An 18,903-nucleotide genomic window follows, 5' to 3' on the forward strand; every position below is an offset into this window, starting at 1 on the left:
CTACCAATGGTAAATGTCTGCCGTGTGTCTGATTGCCACTCTTTACAGGCTGATTCAGGAAGGCATGAAAAAGCCCGCGCTGACGGGGTCAGGCGGGCTTTTCCGGGCTACCGCTCCATTCAAGCGCCGGGGCTCAAACGAATGATCTTGGGGAATTCCGTCAACGTGACAGGTGCTGAACACTGATCCCCATTGCACGTCCATTTTTGCGGGCTGTCGATCATTCCTTGAATGGCTGCTTCTGTATCGAGTACGCGCACGGGGCCGTTCTTCATTGCCGCGGCCGTGACATGCTCGTCACGCGGACGGCCCGTTGCCCACGCGACCATCACCCGCTCGCGGCCATCGCTGAAGGCCAGTTTGTAGACGTTATCGGCTTGCAGGCTGTTGCTGGCATCGTAAGTGAAGTCGCGCAGGTAGGGGCTGATCGCCTTGAGGACCGAGTACGCAAGCTTGGGGCTGAGATCGATATTGAGCAGGCCGAAGTTGTGCTCCTGATCATCCCGAACGGTGCCATCATTGATCAGGTCGTACCACCACATACCCTTGATCGTGGGAACGGTGCGCGCCAGAAAGTACGCCCGCGCCAGGTACGCCGATTGCCGCACGGCACTGATGCCGCAGTTGCCTTCATGACTGGGCCAGGCCATTTCAGTGAGATACAGAGGGACTGGCTTCCCGGCTTTGCTGGTGAACCGGCGATCCAGATCGCGCAGCCAGTTTATCCAGTTCTCGGGTGTGTTGTGATCGCGGCCTTCGCAATGCACGTAGGGGTGCAATGAGATTCCATCGGCATATTTGAGCACGCCGCCTGCGAGCATCCGGTCAACGAAGCCGCCCTTGATGCCGGCGGATGTCACAGCACCCGCGAGCACTTTGGCCTGTGGATTGTTTTTACGAATGATCGGCGCTGCGTCTTTGACCAGTGCAACGTAGTCGCTGCTCAGGCGGGCATCGCTGGGGCCTTCGATGTCCCATTCGTTCCAGACCTCGTAGTACTGCACCGCATTGCCCAATTGCCGCGTGGTGTAGTCGACGTAGTTGAGGTATGGAATCTTGATTTCGGGTTCGCGCGGCTTGGCGTTCCCGTTGAACGAGGTGCCATAGCCCAGAATGACCATGGTGCGCAGATCCAGCGCGCTGGCCGTGTTCAGCCACGCCCGCCACTGTGGAATGATGCGCAGCTGTTTCGGCGTCGGTTCGGCGGTGGACCAGAACGCGTCGTCACGTACCGAGGTAATCCCGGCAACGCTCGCCAGTTCGAGGCTGCGCAGCGGTTGCGCCAGGTTATTCATAGAATGCGTGGCGACGCCGACGATGAAGGGGTCGGCGGCAGTAATGCGGGTGAAGATCAGGCAGGACAGTAACAGCAGGCTTCTGCGGCCAATACTCAATGCATTCATCTCAGCTCAGGCCCGGCAGGCCGCTCCATTGGGTCAGCTCCTGGGGCTTTGGGGCAGTGGTTCTAACCTGTGACCTCGCGTTGAGCGCATGCCCGATGGCCATGCCCAGGAACAGGTTCGCCAGCGTGACCTCCAGTGTGTCGGTCGTCCAGCTGACGATGCAAATGCAGAACCCGGTCGCCAGCATCGCCCGGCCGTAGCGAGTAACGCTGTTGGCCAGAATGAAGAACAGTGGGATGTGCAGGGCGTAGAGAAATAACCCGGCAAGGCCAAAGGTCGCCCACAGATAAACCACCGTGCTGTCGGACACCATAAACAGATCGGCACCTACTACCGGAAATGCCGCCACGGCGCTGCCCACCAGGCCAAAGCCCGCGCCGGTGTATTCGCGGTTTTCACTCATCAGTTCGCGGATCACATTGGGCCAGGTGTTCACCAGACGGTCGTAGATCGACGAGAGAGAGTTGGCCGCTGATACCTTGTTCGGGTCGAAATCGAACGCCATCGCGATAAAGGGCAGCGACATGCCGAGCAATACTGCAGCGACGATGGCGCCCCGGGTGGTCCAGCGAAACTGCGCGATCATCAACAGGCCGACGCCGCCGATAAAGGCCAGCGCGGGCGCCTTGCTGGTGGTCAGGACCACGCCGGCAAAGCCGATGGCGCAGATGCCCAGTGCAAGCGTTTTGGAGCGAAGGGTCGCGATCAGGTACAGGCTGAAGATCGAGATGATGATCGCCAGTGCACTTGAAATGCGCGCGAATCCGGCCGGCCGGTCGGCTTCTTCCGACGCCCAGGTGGTGTTGGCGCTCAACTCCGTACCCCCAATGCTGTAGCTGTAACCCTTCCACGGCAGATTGGTGTACTTGTCTAGCGCGATGCCCGCCAGCGAGGCGAACAGCGCAAAGGCGATTGCCCACATGAACAAGCGTTTATGGCGTGTGATCTGATCACCGCAGGCCAGGCCGAACAGCAATGGGCTTATGCCGTACAACGCAAAGGCGAAGTTGCCCGCCCCCGCGCCGTTCAGCACAGCCCAGGCAGACGAGAGCAACAGCACCAGAAAACTCAGCCACACGCCAGGACCTGCCCTGAAGTTGCGCAGTTCGAGCGCGAAGAACAGCAGACACGCGACTTTCGGGCCATACAGCAGCACCGAAATACCGGCCTTGTCCAGATAGAAGCGCAGAGCGCCGGAAAAGGTCTCCACCAGAATCAGGCTGATGGCGACCAGCACGATGGCAGTGGATTTGTCGAAAGACAGCATCGACGGCTTTTCAACGTAAACGGGGGAAGTCGACATCATGGTACAGCCCCTCGGGAGCGCTGGAATTGGAGATCGTCAGCAGGCGTAGAGCCATGACAAGAGAATGTCACCTGCAAGGCAAAGCTACCGCTCATCGAAGTCGGCGCAGGCCGTCGATTGAGCTTAGGGTCATCGTGAGTCGCGAACGGGAGGGAGGAGGGTGTGCCGAAAAGGATCCCTCTCACACGGCGTGACAGGGGATATATCAGCCGCAGATGCGGCGGCTGTCAATCAATTAGTCAAATTTTCGGACAGTTTTCACGGTTCGAGAAACGCGTTCTGCGTAACTGCTTGATTTAATTAATGGATAGAAATTTGACGCTGTCAGTAGAGGCACAAAATGACACTAGCGAATGGCTTTCTATGACTCCTTTTCGTTACAACGCGCGGGTAAACAGTTGTGCGTGGCCTTATCGATCGCAGTCCGGCTTGCCAGCGGTGGCTATTTCAGGATCACCACCGCCGACAAGCCGGACTGCTATAGAGTTAGCGTGATCAAGGATGCGGGATCATGTGTACTTGCGCTTGTCTGGCGCTGGTGGGAAGTACTGATAAAGCCAGGTTTCGCTCAGCGTGCGGTCGCCGGTTTTGATGAACATACGCATTTCCACCGGGTCCACCGAATCGCTGGTCGGGTACCAGTCGAACGTCACGCGGAAGCCCTTGATGTCGGGGAGCACCAACACGTTGAAATCCTGGACCTTGCCGTTGGACACCGTCACCACAGGCTCGATACCCGAACCTTCAGGCAAGCGATCGATGCCGCCGCCGTTGAAGTCCACCGCAAAGCGGCGCGCCCAGACCTCCGGATAGTGCTCACCTGGCGCCCAGCCCTCGATGAAACCGCCCATACCCGAGCGGGTCGCGTGAACCTGTGCCAATGGCGTGCTGACCGGTGGCAGCGGGCTCCAGTAGAGCTTGTAACCGTAGTTCATCGACATCCCGGCCTTGATCGGCACCTTCGGATTCCAGAACGCGACGATGTTATCCAGTGTCTCGCCGGTGGTCGGCAGCTCCAGCAGGTCGATCGAGCCTTCGCCCCAGGCGGTGGTGGGTTCGACCCACAGGCTTGGTCGGCGGTGATACCAGTCGACGGTGTCTTGATAGGTCTTGAACTCATGGTCGGTCTGCACAAGGCCGAACCCCTTCGGGTCTTTGTCGGCGAAGGCGTTGAATTGCAGCTTGGCAGGGTTGTTCAGGGGGCGGCAGATCCATTCGCCGTTGCCACGCCACATTGCCAGGCGATCCGAATCATGGATTTCCGGGTGAATGGTGTCGCACATTCGGCGCTCATGGGTGCCGCAACTGAACATGCTGGTCATGGTGGCGATGCCCATTTGCTCGATGTCGGCGCGAGCGTTGATGTGGGCGTCGATGTCCATAACCACGCGATCAGCCTGGCAGTCGATGTCGAAACGGTAGGCGCCCGTTGCGCTTGGCGAATCCAGCAGGGCGTAGACCACGAACCGGGTCGCATCCTTGGTCGGCTTCTCGAACCAGAATTTGGTGAAATCAGGGAATTCTTCAGGCTTGTGGGCGTAGGTGTCGATTGCCAGGCCGCGTGCCGACAGGCCGTACTGCTTGTTGCTGTCGATGGCCCGGAAGTAGCTGGCACCAAGGAACGACAGGATGTCGTTGATCGCGATCTCTGGTGCCTTGAACAGCTTGAAGCCCGCGAATCCCAAGTCGCCCTTGAGCTGAGATTTGTCGATGCGGCTGGCTTCGTAATTGAAGAGTTCGGGGCGGAAATGCACTTCGCGCGCTTCCTGGGTCGCGGGGTCGACGCTGTACATGCGCACGGGCGTCTTGAAGCCTGCACCGACGTGGAAGAAGTGCACGTCCAGTTGGCCTTTGACGTCGTTCCACAGGGAATGGCCGGCGTCGTATTTGATCGCATTGAACTGCTGAGGCGTCATGTTCGCAAGGGTAGGGGGCAGGTTCTGCTTGGTGCTGACGTAGGCTTTGCCGGCCATCTGCTTGGCGAGCTCTTGCAAGGTCTTGAAGTCGAAATGCTCGATTTCGCCATCTGCCGCAGCCGCCAGAGCGCGTGCCGCATAAAGACCAGAGGCGGGCAGCGCGCTATAGGCTGCCAGCGCCATGGAAGCTTTGAGGAGATTCCTGCGATTCATAAGGTGAAGCCTCTGAAGAAATGCTGTGCTTTCCTGCACAAAAAAGTGCGCTTTCCCAATCCTTGCCGAACGCAAATTACCAACAAACAGATAACAATCTCGGCATCTTGTTCGCAAAAAAGATAAAAAATCGTTTCAGAGCGCTACTTGCGGGGCTTCAGAGTGTTGCCAAGGGTGTGCTCAAGCCTGTTGGATCAGTGCCAGGCGTATGGCGAACCCGATAAGCAGGCTGCCGAACAGCCACTGCTGAACGCGCTGTGCGGTTTGACTGCTTGCCAGCCAGCGCCCGATCCAGCCTCCAGCCATGGCGTAAACACTGTCAAATGACAGGCCGATAAACAGCAGGATGACCCCGAGCCTGGCGAATTGTCCGGCCACCGATCCAGCGTCGGGATCGATGAACTGCGGCAGCAGCACCGAGCAGAACAACAGCGCCTTGGGGTTCAGCAGATTGGTCAGCAAACCGCGCAAGATTGCGGTGCTCCAACTGATCGTTGCCTCGCTGGCGCCGCAGGTGTGGGCTGTGCTCATGGCGCCGGGCTTGAACATTTTCACGCCCAGCCACAGCAGATATGCAGCGCCGACCATGCGCACCGTTTCGAACGTCCAGGGTGAGACCTTGAACAGCGTCGCCAGTCCCAGCGCCGCCAGCGCGACGTGGCCACCGCGAGCGATTGCCAGGCCCAGTGCAGTGGCCAGTGCCTTGCCACGGCCATGGCGGGCGCCGGTCTGCAATAACAGGATCATGTCCGGTCCGGGCAACAGAAGCACCATCGACAAGGCAATGACAAACAACGTCAGGTTTTCCATTTCTTCGGCTCTCTGGCAGTGGGTTGACCGAAGAAAATTCTATGTTCGAAAGGCAGGGTAGGTGCTTGCGCATTTATCTCAATAGGTGCTTAGTATTGGCATTTTCTGCCCCAATCAATGCCTGTTGAGTTCCAGATATGCCAAATCTATCCAATGTGAAACTGGATGCTTATGACCGCCGCATTCTCAATGCGCTGCAACGCGATGGTCGTCTGACCAACGTTCAACTGGCGGATGAAATCGGGCTGTCCGCATCACCTTGTCTGCGCCGGGTGCGCCATCTGGAAGAGATCGGGGTCATTGGCGGCTATCAGGCGACGTTGAACGCCGATGCACTGGGGTTGGGGCTGACGGTGTTCATCGGGGTGAAGGTCGACCGCCATCACGAAGATGAAGCACAGAAATTTCATCAAACGGTGTCGGCATTGCCTGAGGTCATCTCGGCTCATCTGGTATCGGGAGAGTCAGATTTTCTCCTGCATGTCGTGGTACCGGACCTGCGTGCCTATGACCAGTTTCTGTCCCAAACGCTGCTGAAAATGCCCAGTGTGCGTGATATTCGAAGCAACTTCGCTATTCGTACTCTCAAGGCCCAAGGTCCATTGCCGTTGGGGCATTTGCCGGATTGATCACAAGGGATGTGTTATCGGCACTGTCGCAGTACGGCTTGCTGGCGGTGGCATGCTTCAAAGCGCTGCCGCCGGCAAGCCGTGCTGCTAGAGGGATCGGTGAATCAAGGCACAGCGCCTGATCAACGCAACTGTGCTGAGTGCGGTCCGCTAGGCCCGCTTTGCATTACGCCTGCGTCGTATGCCCACCTGCCCCCATCGCCGCCTGACGCAAGGCTTCGGAACGGGTCGGGTGTGGATGGCAAGTCAGCGCGATGTCTTCGGCAGACGCTGCGAACTCCATCGCCACGCAGTACTCGGCAATCATCTCGCTGACGCTTGGCCCTACCAAATGCACGCCGAGGATTTCGTCGGTCTTCTCGTCAGCCAGTACCTTGGCGAAGCCGTCGGCCTCGTGATTGACCTTGGCCCGGCTATTGGCGCTAAAGGGGAATTTTCCGACCTTGTACGCTCGGCCTTGCTCCTTCAGTTGTTCCTCAGTCTTACCCACGCTCGCCAGTTCAGGCCAGGTGTAGATCACATTGGGGATCAGGTTGTAATTAAGTTCGCCCTTCTTGCCGACGATCCGTTCCACGCATACCGCCGCTTCGTCCTCGGCCTTGTGCGCAAGCATGGGGCCCGAGGTCACGTCGCCGATCACCCAGATCCCATCCACAGATGTGCGATGACCCGTGTTGGCCAGGACACCGCGTTTGTCGACTTCCAAACCAACGGTTTCCAGACCCAGACCTTTGGTGACCGGACGACGGCCGATGGAGACAAGCACGTAATCCGCTTCGATCAACTCGGCTTCACCACCCGCAGCCGGTTCGACGCTCAGGCTCACACCGTTTTCGCTGGCGGTCGCCGAGGTCACTTTCGAGCTGAGTTTGAAGTTCATGCCCTGGCGTGACAGCGAGCGGTGCAGCGTCTTGCCGGTTTCCAGATCCGAGCCGTGAGCGACATGGTCAAGGAACTCCACCACCGTGACCTTCGCGCCCAGACGCCGCCACACCGAACCCAGTTCCAGCCCAATCACGCCCGCCCCGATCACTACCAGATGCTTGGGGACCTCGTTCAGAGACAACGCGCCTGTGGAGTCCAGGATCCGTTTGTTGTCGATCGTCACGCCCGGCAGCGGGGTTGGCTCGGACCCGGTGGCGATGATGATGTCCTTGGCGGTCAGCTCGGTTTCTGCGCCGCTCGCGTCCTTGACGATGACTTTGCCGGGGCCAGCGATGCGTCCCCAGCCCTTGATCCACTCGGCTTTGTACTTGCGAAACAGGAACTCGATGCCCTTTGTCAGGCCGGTGACGCTCTCGGCCTTCTGCGCCATCATTTGCGCCAGGTTCAGCGTCGGAGTGACGTCGATGCCCAACTTCTTGAATTCTTCGCCTGCCGCTGCTTCGTAGAGTTCGGAAGCATGCAGCAGCGATTTGGAGGGGATGCAGCCGACGTTCAGACAGGTGCCACCCAAGGTTTCCCGGCCTTCGACACAGGCCACTTTCAGGCCTTTCTGACCCGCATGAATGGCCGCGTTGTAGCCGCCTGGGCCGCCACCGATGATGACAACGTCGTAGTTACTCATGTGCGCACTCCTGAAGGAAAATCGACAATGGAGGGAAGCGTAGACCGCTCTTTGAAAATGTCCCGGACGATCCGGATCACTTGAATTATGTTTGTAATATCTGCTCGGAAAGGTTTTTAGGTCAAGCGTTGCTCGGTCCGAAGGGATCATACAAAAGGCGTAGACGAAGGCATTCAGGCCTGTGGATAAGATGTTGGCAGCTTGTGTGTAAAGCTGTTGAAACAAAATGGTCAGCTCTGTGCATCAACTTTGCTCGGCGTGGCGCTGGCGGGCTTTGCAACCTCAGTCACCGCTCGGCGTATGCGGGTCACGATGGTCATCAGCAGCAGAATGGTCATCACCGCCAAGGCGATATTGATCGGCGCGGTGAGGGCGTATCCCGAGCCTATTCCAGCCCCGAACACGGCAAAACACAGCAGGCGAATGTCGCTCTTCATGGGCCCGTCCCTGCGTCGTGATGCCTTGATCAAAGGGCCAAGGAGGCCTGCGAATTCGCTGAAGATTGCCAGTAGGGTCACGGTCATGACCAGCAACAGACTGACCTTTGGAATGACCGAAAAGGGCAGAAATAAAGCGGTTTCGGCCACTAAGCGGCTCAGTTCCTGGGCGCAGGTGCCCAAGCGCGAATGCTGACCGAACTGGGTGATGAGCAACGTCTCGACAGCATTGAACAGCATTCGGATGATTATCCAGATGGGGATCAGCACGAAGATCCCCGGATGAAACGCAAACGCCGCGGCCAGTACGCCAACTGCTACCGATATGAGGCCCGCGCACGACGTTACATGAATCGCGCGCACGCCGTCGTTGAACAGAATCCTGGCCAGCGGATGAAGGAGTGCGTGCAACCGGGTTTTCAGTATCGTCGGCATCATCGCAGGGCTGCCCGCCTGTGGATAACTTTTTGGGAGCATAGTGCAAGTTGTCGGAGTATGCCGGCGATGCAGAAGAGCCCTTACCCGAGAGATAGCCCGCCAGTGCCCGCGGATGAAGCGGGCCGTCTCTAGATAAACCTGCAGACTTTGAAGGGGCGGCTGAGAACATTCGCAGGCGTGTCGCGTTCTGCCGTCGGGCTAACCTGTCTGCGGGCTGTCTGAGTGAAGAATTCGTCATGTGCGCCCGCGAATAGCGGACAAAAATTTCACCACTTCTGTTATATCGTAACGCCTCGTAAATCAGCGCCCTGGGAATGCTCAAGAGCGGCCCGGAAGTGGACAGGAAGAGTATGACTACAGCGTTCAACAGGTTCTGGAGTGTCAATGCGGGTTGATCTGGATGTTGAAGGGGCGGCACCTGCGAGCCTTCCAAGGTTTCAGCGCGCGACGGTACAGGCTCGGCGTCTTTCGCGGCTGACCTATGTGCTGGGTGCCACGGGTGTAATGGGGCTGGTGGTATCGCTGTTCGTTGACCTGTTCTCTCCCAATTCCCTCTGGACGGCCGTGCTGACCAACAGTGCCGTCAGCTTGCTGGTATTCGCTTCTGCATTGCAGTCGGCCCAAGTCGTGACCCTGTGGAGGGCGCGGGTCATCGCACCCGAAGAGGTGTTGATTGCGGCCGAGGATGACGTCGCCGAGGCTGATGAGCAGGGGTGGTATGACCGCTTGCTCGGGCGCATCGGTGGGGCAGGGACCTCAATGGTCGGCCAGATCGGCGCTCCCGTGTTCTGGCTGGCAGGATGGGCATTGCTGGCGCTGATCGGCATTTCAATGATCTGGAACATGGCGCTGATCGGCACCAATGTCGGTCTGGCGGGCAGTGTGGTTGGCGGTTTGTTGCTGTTGATCGGGTTCGGTCTGCTGGTGCTGGAGCGTCAGTTCAGCAACGAGTCCGAAGCGAGCTTGCCCGAGGCCGAGCAACTGGCACAGATCGCTCGCGTGGCGATTGGCACCCTGCTGATCGCGGCGTTCTGTCTGTTCTTTTCCTCCGCCGACCGCGTCTGGCCGGCGCGTCTGGCGGTACTGATCGGCCTGTTGCCGGGGCTGGTGGCCGTTGAACTGCTGATTCGCGCATTGCTGTCGATATTCAGCCCGCGCAACGAACGCCTGGAACCCCGCCTCGTCGCCAGCAGTTTCGTCGCCGGCCTGTTGCGCTGGCCGCCGCGTCCGCTGATGGCGCTGCAAAACGAGTTGCACAACCGTTTCGGCATCGACCTGCGACAGATCTGGGCGTTCACCTACATGCGCCGGGCCTTCCTGCCAGTGCTGGCGGTGATCGTCGCCCTTGGCTGGGCGCTCAGCGGTGTGCATGAGATTCCAATGCAGGGACGTGGTATCTACGAGCGCTTCGGCAAACCTGTCGACGTCATGGGACCTGGTCTACACGCCGGTCTGCCATGGCCGTTCGGGACCGTGTTGCCTGTGGAGAACGGCGTGGTGCACGAGCTTGCCACCAGTGTATCCGAAGGCGCCAGCAGCGAGCAGGCCCTCGATCCAGCCGAAGGCCCGCCGCCTGCTGCCGCAAACCGGCTATGGGACGCGACCCACATCAACGATAAATCCCAAGTCATCGCCAGCGGCTCTGGAGACAAACAGAGCTTTCAGATCGTCAACATGGACGTGCGTTTCGTTTACCGTATCGGACTGGACGATCAGTCCGCGATGGCCGCGACCTATAACAGCGCCGATATCCCGAGCCTGATTCGCAGCACAGCAAGCCGCATCCTTGTCCATGACTTTGCCTCGCGCACCCTCGACGAATTGCTCGGTGAACAGCGCACCGATCTGGCTGCAGACATTGGCGATGCCGTGCAGCGCGACTTGAAGAAGCTCGACAGCGGTGTGGAAATTCTCGCCACGGTCGTCGAATCGATCCACCCACCCGCCGGCGCGGCCAACGCTTATCACGCCGTGCAGGCCGCGCAGATCAGCGCCCAGGCACTGATCGCCCGTGAGCGCGGTGCAGCGGCCGATCAGGCCAACCTCGCGCAATTGCACGCCAGCATCGCTCACGATCAAGCGGCGGCGAACTCCCGTGAAACCATGGCCACGGCGCAAGGTGCGGACCTGCGTTTCAGTGCCGAACTGCAAGGTTATGCCAAAGCCGGTCAAGCTTTTTTGCTGGAGCAGTACTTGAGCCAGCTGACTCAGGGCCTGACCCACGCCAAGTTGCTGGTGCTCGATCACCGTTTGGGCGGCACCAGTGCGCCTACCATCGATCTGCGTTCCTTTACCCTCCCGGTCGACCCATCGGCGTCGCCCAAGTCAGCTGAACAGCCATCGGCTGAATAAGGAGTCCACCCTTGAGTCTGTTTCATAACCACGATCATTCCGGCCACGACCACAGCGGCCATGGTCATCATCACGGTCATCACCATCACGACGAAGCCTCAGGCCCGGTGGGTTTCCCGTGGCGTCGTGCTTCTCTCGCAGCAGTGCTGATCGCCTTCGCCGTCGCGGCGGCGAGCCTGGTTCAGGTACGGTCTGGCGAGGCCACTGTCGTGACGCGTTTCGGCAATCCGTCGCGGGTACTGCTCGATCCAGGTCTGAGCTGGCGCTGGCCTGCGCCGTTCGAAGCGGCGATTCCCGTGGATCTGCGTCTGCGCACAACGTCCAGCGGTTTGCAGGACGTCGGCACCCGCGATGGCTTGCGGATCATCGTTCAGGCCTATGTTGCATGGCAGGTCCAGGGCGACCCCGACAACGTGAAGCGCTTTATGCGCGCCGTGCAAAACCAGCCTGATGAAGCGGCGCGGCAGATCCGCACCTTCGTCGGCTCGGCGCTGGAAACCACCGCCGCCAGTTTCGACCTGTCGAGCCTGATCAACACCGATGCCAGTCAGGTGCGTATCGCCGATTTCGAAGACCAGCTGCGTCAGCAGATCGACAAGCAACTGCTGACTACCTATGGCGTCCGCGTCCTGCAAGTGGGTGTCGAGCGTCTGACCCTGCCATCGGTAACGCTCAATGCCACCGTCGACCGGATGCGCGCCGAGCGGGAAACCATCGCTACTGAACGTACCGCCATTGGCAAGCGTGAAGCCGCACAGATCCGTTCTGCCGCCGAGCGCGATGCCCGCATCGTCGAGGCGGATGCCACGGTGAAAGCCGCTGACATCGAAGCGCAATCCCGAGTCGAAGCCGCGCTGATCTATGGCCGCGCCTACGCCAGTTCACCGCAGTTGTACAACCTGCTGCGCTCGCTGGACACACTGGGGACGGTCGTCGGCCCGACCACCAAGTTGATTCTGCGTACCGACGCCGCGCCGTTCCGCGTGTTGGTAGAGGGTCCGCCCAGCCTTGATGGCAAGCAGGACGGCAAGGCTGGAACGCAGCCATGAGTGAACAGGACTCGATGCAGATCGAGCGCCCGGTGGTAAACAGCCCTTGGCTGCAAGCCAGCCGCCTGGCATTTCTGGGGCTGTACGTTGTCACCTTGCTGGCTGCGCTCGGTTGGGCGGTGTCTAACGTGCGGCAGATCGATCCCCAGAACCGGGCCGTGGTGTTCCGTTTCGGCGAGCTTGATCGCGTGCAGAACGCAGGCTTGCTCCTGGCTTGGCCGCAACCGTTCGAGCAAGTGGTGCTGCTGCCTTCGGCGGACCGCGTGATCGAGCGTCATGTGGAAACCCTGTTGCGTTCGCCGACCGCGCTGGCGGCCGACAAGGTCACCAGTTTTGCCACGCCCATGAGTGACGCGCTGGCGGGCTCCGGTTATCTGCTCACGGGCGATGCCGGTGTCGTTCAGCTGGATGTGACGGCGTACTACAAGGTCACCGACCCTCGCGAGTTCGTATTGCAAGGCGAGCATGTGTTGCCAGCGCTGGACCGTTTGGTCAATCGCAGCGCCGTCAGTCTCACGGCGGCGCGGGATCTGGACACGATTCTGGTGGCGCGCCCCGAGCTGGTCGGCTCCGACAGTCAATCCGCCGAGCGCCGCGAGCGTCTGCGTGGCGATCTGGTGCAAGGCATCAACCAACGCCTCGACGATCTGACGAAAACGGGTGTGGGTCTGGGTGTCGAAGTCGTGCGAGTGGACGTCCAGTCGAGCCTGCCCGCTGCGGCGGTCAATGCTTTCAACGCTGTACTGACTGCCAGCCAGCAAGCCGATCAGGCTGTCGCCAACGCGCGAACCGACGCCGAAAAGGTCAATCAGACCGCCAACCAGCAGTCGGACCGCACCTTGCAGGTGGCCCACGCGCAGGCGTCCGAGCGACTTGCCAAAGCGCAAACCGACACCGCTGCGGTGACCGGTCTTGCGCAGTCAATCCAGAACAGGAGCGACCCCGGCTTGCTGCTGCGGATTTACCGCGAGCGCGTGCCGGGCATCCTGAAACAGGCCGGTTCTGTGACGACGGTCGATCCCCATGACGATTCACGGCTGATCATTCAGGGAGCCGACAAATGAGTGGCGAAGCTGCACACACGCACAATCACGACCATGCCCACGACGATGTGCCCGCACCGGGCAGCATGCTGACCAGCACCGAGCAGCGCAGTGCCGCGCGGCAATTGACCCTGGCGATGCTCGCTCTGGGCTTGTTGGCGTTGGGACTGGTCTGGCGTTTTTTTGCGCCGGAACAAGTCGGAGTCAGTCAGTTGCTGCTCGGCGCCGCCTCCCTGTTGGTAGCGATCCCTGTGGTCAGCGCTGGTTGGCACAGCCTGCGCTACCCGAGCTTGCACGGCATCACTGACCAACTGATCGCGCTGGCCATGCTCGGCGCATGGGCCACGGGAGACCTGATGACCGCCGCGTTGCTGCCGATCATCATGATCTTCGGCCATGTGCTGGAAGAGCGCAGCGTTATCGGCTCTCAGGAGGCAATTCAGGCGTTGGGCAAGTTGACCCGCAGTCACGCGCGTCTGATTGCTGCCGACGGCTCGATCCGCGAAGTCGACAATGGCTCGTTGGTCGCGGGTGATCGCGTGGAGGTCCGAGCGGGTGACCGTGTTCCGGCCGATGGTTTGGTGATGTCCGGCCAGGCAAGTCTCGACACCGCACCGATCACCGGTGAGTCGGTGCCGCTGGAAGCACGCGCTGGCATGGAAGTATTTGGCGGGGCGATCAACCTCGACGGCCTGCTGCGCATCGAGGTGACGCGCATCGGTAACGAATCGACACTGGGCAAGGTCATTGCGCTGATGCAGAGCGCCGAACGCTCGAAGCCACCGATCACTCGATTGCTGGAGCGTTACGCGGGCAGTTACATGGTGCTGGTGTTACTGATCGCGGCGGTGACCTGGTTCATTACCAACAACGCGCAGGCCATGCTTGCCGTGCTGGTTGCGGCGTGTCCCTGCGCGCTGGTGCTCTCGGCGCCGGCTACGGCCATTGCCGGAATTGCGGTCGCGGCACGTCACGGCATTCTGATTCGCAGTTCGGCGTTCCTCGAAGAACTGGCCGACCTGACTTCGCTGGTTGTCGACAAGACCGGCACACTCACCTACGGCAGCCTGCGGTTGCAGTCGGTGCAGGCCCAGGAGGGCGCAGGCGATGAGGTGATTGCCCTCGCGGCGAGCCTGGGTGCAGCCAGCAGTCACCCCGTCAGTCGTGCGCTCGCGGGGTTGGTTGAGAAAGAGCATCTGCTGACGCTGGAAGATATCCGCGAGCGTCAGGGGTTGGGTGTCGTCGCGCGGACTGCGCGTGGCGAAGCTGCGCTGGGACGTCCTGAGTTGTTTGCCCAATTGGGCATTCAGACGTCGCCGGTCCCAAACCATGACGGCCCGATTGCAGGGCTCTCGGTCGATGGCGTGTTCCTGGCCTGGATGCTGTTGGCTGACAGTCTCAAGCCTGAGGCGCGTCAGGCACTGAACGAACTGCGTGAGCTGGGCATGGGGCGTCAGTTGCTGCTGACTGGCGACCGCCAAAGCGTGGCTGACAGCCTCGGCCATGAAGTCGGAATCAGCGATATCCATGCTCAGGCGTTGCCCGAGGACAAGCTCAACCGCGTCATGGCCGAAATCAAGAGCGGGTTCCGGCCGATGGTCGTGGGCGACGGTATCAACGACTCGCTGGCATTGAAGGCGGGTGTGGTGGGAGTAGCGATGGGCGCAGGTGGGGCAGACATCGCACTGGCATCCGCTGACATCGTGTTGATCGGCAGTGATCTGCGTCGCCTGGGCACGTGCGTACGATTGAGCCGCCAGTGCCGCCATACGTTACAGGTCAACGTGATCATCGGTCTGGGCTGGACGCTGGCCATCGTCGCGCTGGCGGCCTTCGGCATCCTCGGCGCTGCGGGCGCCATGATCGCAGCGGTCCTTCATAACCTCAGCACGTTGCTGGTCCTGGGCAATGCGGGGCGTTTGTTGCGCTTCCACGAGCCGATCGCAAAATTTCACAATCCTTCGTAAGCCTTTGAATTCGGCGCTTTCCCTAAAAGCGCCGGGTTAGAGGCGTTGCCTAAGTATAAAAATTCGCTTGAGCTTTGAAGAACTCTGTAACAAATTACCAGTCAGTCATGAAGAGGGTGCTCCAACGCAGGCTTCAAATTGGCTCGAACCCAAGGGCTCAAGGAAGTACCCGCAGTCAGGTTCGCCGTCGTATTCACAAAAGCCGATAGCCTGTCGGTTCCTACCCTGGAGCCGGTTTTGGACTACCCTTTTCCGTGTTTCTGGATCAGGGGGTTTTCTCAATGCTCGCGCAACTTCCACCGGCGTTACAGAAGCTTCATTTACCACTTCGACTCAAGCTCTGGGACGGCAATGCGTTCGATCTGGGGACTGATCCCAGCGTCACCATCGTCGTTAAAGACCCCTCATTGGTTTCCGACTTCACGCACCCCAGCCTTGATCTTCTGGGGAGCGCCTTCGTGGAGGGACGACTGGAGCTGGAAGGTTCGATCAGCGAAGTGATGCGGGTCTGCGACGAGTTGACGGCCGCGCTGGTGGACGAGGATGAAGACGTCGTCCCGGTCCGCACGGAACACGACAAGGAAACCGACGCCAAGTCGATTTCCTACCACTACGACCTGTCGAATGCTTTCTACCAGCTATGGCTGGACAGGGAGATGGTCTACTCCTGTGCCTACTTCAAGACCGGCAACGAAACGCTGGAACAGGCGCAGCAGGACAAATTCCATCACCTGTGCCGCAAGCTGCGCCTCAAGCCCGGCGAATATCTGCTCGACGTTGGCTGCGGCTGGGGCGGGCTCTCGCGCTTCGCTGCGCGTGAATACGGCGTGAAAGTCTTCGGTATCACGCTGAGCCGCGAGCAATTGGCGCTGGCTCAAGAGCGCGTGAGAGCGGAAGGGCTCGAAGATCGGGTCGAGCTGCAATTGCTCGACTATCGCGACCTCCCCCAGGATGGCCGCTTTGACAAAGTGGTCAGCGTCGGGATGTTCGAACACGTTGGTCACGCGAACCTGGATCTGTACGCCAAGTGCCTGTTCGGCGCAGTGAAGGAGGGCGGTCTGGTGATGAACCATGGCATCACCGCCAAACACACCGACGGTCGTCCGGTCGGACGCGGCGCGGGTGACTTCATCGACCGCTATGTATTCCCCAATGGCGAGTTGCCGCATCTGGCGATGATCAGCGGGTTTGTCAGTGAGGCGGGGCTGGAAGTGGTCGACGTGGAAAGCCTGCGTCTGCATTACGCCAAGACGCTGGATCACTGGAGTGCGCGTCTGGAGGAGAAGCTGGACGTGGCGGCGGCGATGGTGCCGGAGCAGGCGCTGCGAATCTTTCGTCTGTACCTGGCTGGATGCGCCTATGCGTTCTCCAAGGGCTGGATCAATCTGCACCAGATTCTGGCCGTAAAGCCGCGCGCCGATGGCAGCCATGATTTGCCGCTGACTCGAGATGATCTTTATGCCTGAGCCGCTGATTGCAGGCTCTTCCATTGTAGGAGTGAGCTTGCTCGCGACAGCGTTTCGCCGGGACACGAATTCGTTCCAGGCACTCCACAATCGTGAGTAAGCTCACTCCCCAAAGGTTTGGAGTACTCACAAAATCGGTGAAATCAACCGCGCCACCCGCATCCCCAACTGCTGCAAATGATGGGTCTCCTTGCTGTCCTCGATGGAGATCTCCTTGGCCTGCGCAAAGTCATCGCTGAGCATTGCCTCCACTTCTCGGGCGAAGTCTTCGTCCACGGTCAGCAGCATCAGTTCGAAATTCAGCCGAAACGATCGATTATCCAGATTGGCACTGCCGATCGCTGAAATCTCGTTATCCACCAGTACCACCTTCTGATGCAGAAAACCCGGCTGGTAGCGGAACATCCGCACGCCTGCCCGAACCGCTTCGAAGGCGAACAGACTGGACGCGGCGTATACCGTGTAATGGTCTGGCCGTGACGGCAGCAGCAGTCGTACATCCACGCCACGCAGCACCGCCAGCCGCAGCGCCGCGGACACCGCTTCATCCGGAATGAAATAAGGCGTGGTGATCCAGACCCTTTGCGTAGCGGCATGTATCGCTTCGACGAAAAACAGTGAGCAGGTTTCCTGGGCGTCGGCAGGACCAGTCGCCAGGAACTGACACAGTACGCCGTCCTCCGGATAGCTGTCCGGCAGGATGAGCGGCGGCAACTGGCGGGTTGCCCAGAACCAGTCTTCGGCGAACGATTCCTGCAGACACGCGACCACCCGACCGACGATGGCAACGTGCGTATCTCGCCACGGCGCCAACGGCGGCTTGAGCCCGAGGTACTCGTCACCGACGTTGTGTCCGCCGACGAAACCCGTCACACCGTCCACTACGACGATCTTGCGGTGGTTTCGGAAATTGATCTGAAAGCGGTTCAACCATCCCCCGCGTGTCGCGAATGCCTTGATCTGAACACCGCCTGCGCGCAGCTTCTCGACGTAGCTTGCAGGCAGGGCGTGGCTGCCGATGCGGTCGTAAAGCACAAAGATCTCGACGCCTTCAGCGGCCCTTTCCAGTAGCAGAGATTGCAGACGGCGCCCAAGGTCGTCGTCATGAATGATGAAAAACTGCACGAACACCACGCGTTTGGCTGCCCGAATGGCGTCGAATATTGCGGTGAACGTCGCTTCACCATTGATCAGCAGTTTGACGTGGTTGTTCGCCAGGCAGGGCATGCGGCCCAGCTTGGGCATGGCGCGCAACGACTCGTAGGCGTCCGAGCGTCGAGCAGCGACAGCTTCTTCGATCCAGGGCTTCCAGTTGAAATCGACGATAGCGTTGCGCATCTCGTTGTTGGCCTGACGACGCGCCTTGATGTAAGCATCGAAGGTGCTTCGGCCGAATACGAGGTAAGGAATCAGCGTGACATAGGGGATGAAAATCAGCGGCATCGCCCAAGCGATGGAGCCTTGAGCAGTGCGCACGGTCAGCAACGCATGAATCGCTGCTACGATGCCCAGCAAATGGGTGAACCCCAACAAATAGCCAAAGAAATACGGGCTGTGATAATCCATGCGCAACCTTGTGCTTTAGGCATATTGGTGTCTAACAGACCACAGTACGCGGGGATTGTCGCTATTTTATTAGGCGTGCAACTGGATACCGGATTCGTCGTCTAATCGTCAACGTCTGGCGGCTTCAGAAGGCTGCGTTCAAACTGCTTCAGAGCAAAAAGGAAAACAGGTTCATGAAAAAGCGCGTATTGGCGTTGATGGTTTGTCTGGCTGCGCCCTTCGCTCAAGCGCAGGTGCTCCAGCCCGGGTTGTGGGAGCTGACCTCGAGCAACATGCAGGTTGATGGCCAGCAGATGCCTGACATGCAAGTCATGCTGGCTCAAATGCAGATGATGGCACCGCAGCAGCGCGCAGCCATGGAACAAATGTTGGCAAAACAAGGGATTACGTTAGGCGGGCAGGGTGTCAGGGTTTGCCTGACTCCGGAGCAAGTGAAGAACGAACAGATCCCGCTGACAGATCCGAAGACCGGTTGCACCCAGCAGATCACAGAGCGGAATGGTCCGACCTGGAAATTCAAGTTCAGCTGCCCACGTGCGCAAGGCACCGGGACCGCGCAGTTCCTCAGTGATCGAGCCTTCAACACCCATGTGATTGGGTCGTTCAACGCCACAGGCCAGCAGCAGAACGGCAGCATGGACACTAAAGCCGTGTGGTTGGGTGCGAACTGTGGCGCGGTCAAGTCCAGAACCTGATCCACATAATGGTCAGCGCCCCGCATGCCGGGGCGTTTTCATTGCC

14 protein-coding genes are annotated in these 18,903 nt (G+C 59.7%); 7 read left to right on the plus strand and 7 right to left on the minus strand.

All coding sequences use genetic code 11. From position 1 onward, the window contains the following. Window positions 1-119: 119 nt before the first annotated feature. The 4 genes from D3M70_RS25190 to D3M70_RS25205 all read right to left on the minus strand — a co-directional run bounded on the left by D3M70_RS25190 (window position 120) and on the right by D3M70_RS25205 (window position 5,648). Window positions 120-1,403 carry a hypothetical protein gene (locus tag D3M70_RS25190; protein ID WP_120128307.1) on the minus strand — a complete coding sequence of 428 codons (1,284 nt, stop codon included), beginning with the start codon at window positions 1,401-1,403 and terminating at the stop codon, window positions 120-122. A gap of 1 nt (window position 1,404) precedes the next feature. After that, window positions 1,405-2,709 carry a hypothetical protein gene (locus D3M70_RS25195; protein WP_120128308.1) on the minus strand — a complete coding sequence of 435 codons (1,305 nt, stop codon included), beginning with the start codon at window positions 2,707-2,709 and terminating at the stop codon, window positions 1,405-1,407. Window positions 2,710-3,218: 509 nt separating this feature from the next. Next, window positions 3,219-4,838 (minus strand): glucan biosynthesis protein D, encoded by a 1,620-nt coding sequence (locus D3M70_RS25200; protein WP_120128309.1) that lies wholly within the window; start codon window positions 4,836-4,838, stop codon window positions 3,219-3,221. A gap of 180 nt (window positions 4,839-5,018) precedes the next feature. Then, window positions 5,019-5,648 (minus strand): LysE family translocator, encoded by a 630-nt coding sequence (locus D3M70_RS25205; protein WP_120128310.1) that lies wholly within the window; start codon window positions 5,646-5,648, stop codon window positions 5,019-5,021. 155 nt (window positions 5,649-5,803) lie between these two features. Between D3M70_RS25205 and D3M70_RS25210 the strand changes: the two genes are divergently transcribed. Continuing rightward, window positions 5,804-6,277 carry an Lrp/AsnC family transcriptional regulator gene (locus tag D3M70_RS25210; protein ID WP_120128429.1) on the plus strand — a complete coding sequence of 158 codons (474 nt, stop codon included), beginning with the start codon at window positions 5,804-5,806 and terminating at the stop codon, window positions 6,275-6,277. A 166-nt stretch (window positions 6,278-6,443) separates the two neighbouring features. On the opposite strand, the gene lpdA is transcribed toward D3M70_RS25210, so the two are convergent. Beyond that, window positions 6,444-7,844 (minus strand): dihydrolipoyl dehydrogenase, encoded by a 1,401-nt coding sequence (gene lpdA, locus D3M70_RS25215; protein WP_120128311.1) that lies wholly within the window; start codon window positions 7,842-7,844, stop codon window positions 6,444-6,446. 230 nt (window positions 7,845-8,074) lie between these two features. Beyond that, on the minus strand, window positions 8,075-8,719 hold the full coding sequence (locus tag D3M70_RS25220; RefSeq protein WP_256659969.1) for a CDP-alcohol phosphatidyltransferase family protein: 645 nt from the start codon (window positions 8,717-8,719) through the stop codon (window positions 8,075-8,077). Window positions 8,720-9,103: 384 nt separating this feature from the next. Here D3M70_RS25220 and hflK point away from each other — a divergent pair, with 384 nt between their 5' ends. The 5 genes from hflK to cfaB all read left to right on the plus strand — a co-directional run bounded on the left by hflK (window position 9,104) and on the right by cfaB (window position 16,596). Next, the gene (hflK, locus tag D3M70_RS25225) at window positions 9,104-11,071 is read left to right on the plus strand and encodes a protease modulator HflK (RefSeq protein ID WP_120128312.1); all 1,968 of its coding nucleotides are present in this window, start codon (window positions 9,104-9,106) and stop codon (window positions 11,069-11,071) included. Window positions 11,072-11,082: 11 nt separating this feature from the next. After that, entirely contained in the window at window positions 11,083-12,120 is a 1,038-nt protein-coding gene (gene hflC / locus D3M70_RS25230) for a protease modulator HflC (protein WP_120128313.1), read from the plus strand. Beyond that, the gene (locus D3M70_RS25235) at window positions 12,117-13,184 is read left to right on the plus strand and encodes an SPFH domain-containing protein (RefSeq protein ID WP_120128314.1); all 1,068 of its coding nucleotides are present in this window, start codon (window positions 12,117-12,119) and stop codon (window positions 13,182-13,184) included. Before hflC ends, D3M70_RS25235 begins: the two co-directional genes overlap by 4 nt. Continuing rightward, window positions 13,181-15,130 carry a heavy metal translocating P-type ATPase gene (locus D3M70_RS25240; RefSeq protein ID WP_120128315.1) on the plus strand — a complete coding sequence of 650 codons (1,950 nt, stop codon included), beginning with the start codon at window positions 13,181-13,183 and terminating at the stop codon, window positions 15,128-15,130. Before D3M70_RS25235 ends, D3M70_RS25240 begins: the two co-directional genes overlap by 4 nt. Before the next feature lie 281 nt (window positions 15,131-15,411). Continuing rightward, complete coding sequence (cfaB, locus tag D3M70_RS25245; RefSeq protein WP_120128316.1) at window positions 15,412-16,596, plus strand: C17 cyclopropane fatty acid synthase CfaB; 1,185 nt, start codon at window positions 15,412-15,414, stop codon at window positions 16,594-16,596. Window positions 16,597-16,722: 126 nt separating this feature from the next. Here the strand turns inward: cfaB and cls are convergent, their stop codons facing one another. Continuing rightward, on the minus strand, window positions 16,723-18,162 hold the full coding sequence (cls, locus tag D3M70_RS25250) for a cardiolipin synthase (RefSeq protein ID WP_120128317.1): 1,440 nt from the start codon (window positions 18,160-18,162) through the stop codon (window positions 16,723-16,725). Window positions 18,163-18,335: 173 nt separating this feature from the next. Between cls and D3M70_RS25255 the strand changes: the two genes are divergently transcribed. Further along, the gene (locus D3M70_RS25255; protein WP_120128318.1) at window positions 18,336-18,857 is read left to right on the plus strand and encodes a DUF3617 domain-containing protein; all 522 of its coding nucleotides are present in this window, start codon (window positions 18,336-18,338) and stop codon (window positions 18,855-18,857) included. Window positions 18,858-18,903 lie beyond the last annotated feature (46 nt).

Origin of the sequence: Pseudomonas sp. LS-2 (assembly GCF_003605735.1) — a bacterium.
Taxonomy (GTDB): Bacteria; Pseudomonadota; Gammaproteobacteria; order Pseudomonadales; family Pseudomonadaceae; genus Aquipseudomonas.

What these genes read in the sequence shown, in the direction of transcription:
- D3M70_RS25190 (WP_120128307.1), bottom strand. Translation starts at nt 1,403, where the DNA reads ATGAATGCATTGAGTATTGGCCGCAGAAGCCTGCTGTTACTGTCCTGC.
- D3M70_RS25195 (WP_120128308.1), bottom strand. Translation starts at nt 2,709, where the DNA reads ATGATGTCGACTTCCCCCGTTTACGTTGAAAAGCCGTCGATGCTGTCT.
- D3M70_RS25200 (WP_120128309.1), bottom strand. Translation starts at nt 4,838, where the DNA reads ATGAATCGCAGGAATCTCCTCAAAGCTTCCATGGCGCTGGCAGCCTAT.
- D3M70_RS25205 (WP_120128310.1), bottom strand. Translation starts at nt 5,648, where the DNA reads ATGGAAAACCTGACGTTGTTTGTCATTGCCTTGTCGATGGTGCTTCTG.
- lpdA (WP_120128311.1), bottom strand. Translation starts at nt 7,844, where the DNA reads ATGAGTAACTACGACGTTGTCATCATCGGTGGCGGCCCAGGCGGCTAC.
- D3M70_RS25220 (WP_256659969.1), bottom strand. Translation starts at nt 8,719, where the DNA reads ATGATGCCGACGATACTGAAAACCCGGTTGCACGCACTCCTTCATCCG.
- hflK (WP_120128312.1), top strand. Translation starts at nt 9,104, where the DNA reads ATGCGGGTTGATCTGGATGTTGAAGGGGCGGCACCTGCGAGCCTTCCA.
- D3M70_RS25235 (WP_120128314.1), top strand. Translation starts at nt 12,117, where the DNA reads ATGAGTGAACAGGACTCGATGCAGATCGAGCGCCCGGTGGTAAACAGC.
- D3M70_RS25240 (WP_120128315.1), top strand. Translation starts at nt 13,181, where the DNA reads ATGAGTGGCGAAGCTGCACACACGCACAATCACGACCATGCCCACGAC.
- cfaB (WP_120128316.1), top strand. Translation starts at nt 15,412, where the DNA reads ATGCTCGCGCAACTTCCACCGGCGTTACAGAAGCTTCATTTACCACTT.
- cls (WP_120128317.1), bottom strand. Translation starts at nt 18,162, where the DNA reads ATGGATTATCACAGCCCGTATTTCTTTGGCTATTTGTTGGGGTTCACC.
- D3M70_RS25255 (WP_120128318.1), top strand. Translation starts at nt 18,336, where the DNA reads ATGAAAAAGCGCGTATTGGCGTTGATGGTTTGTCTGGCTGCGCCCTTC.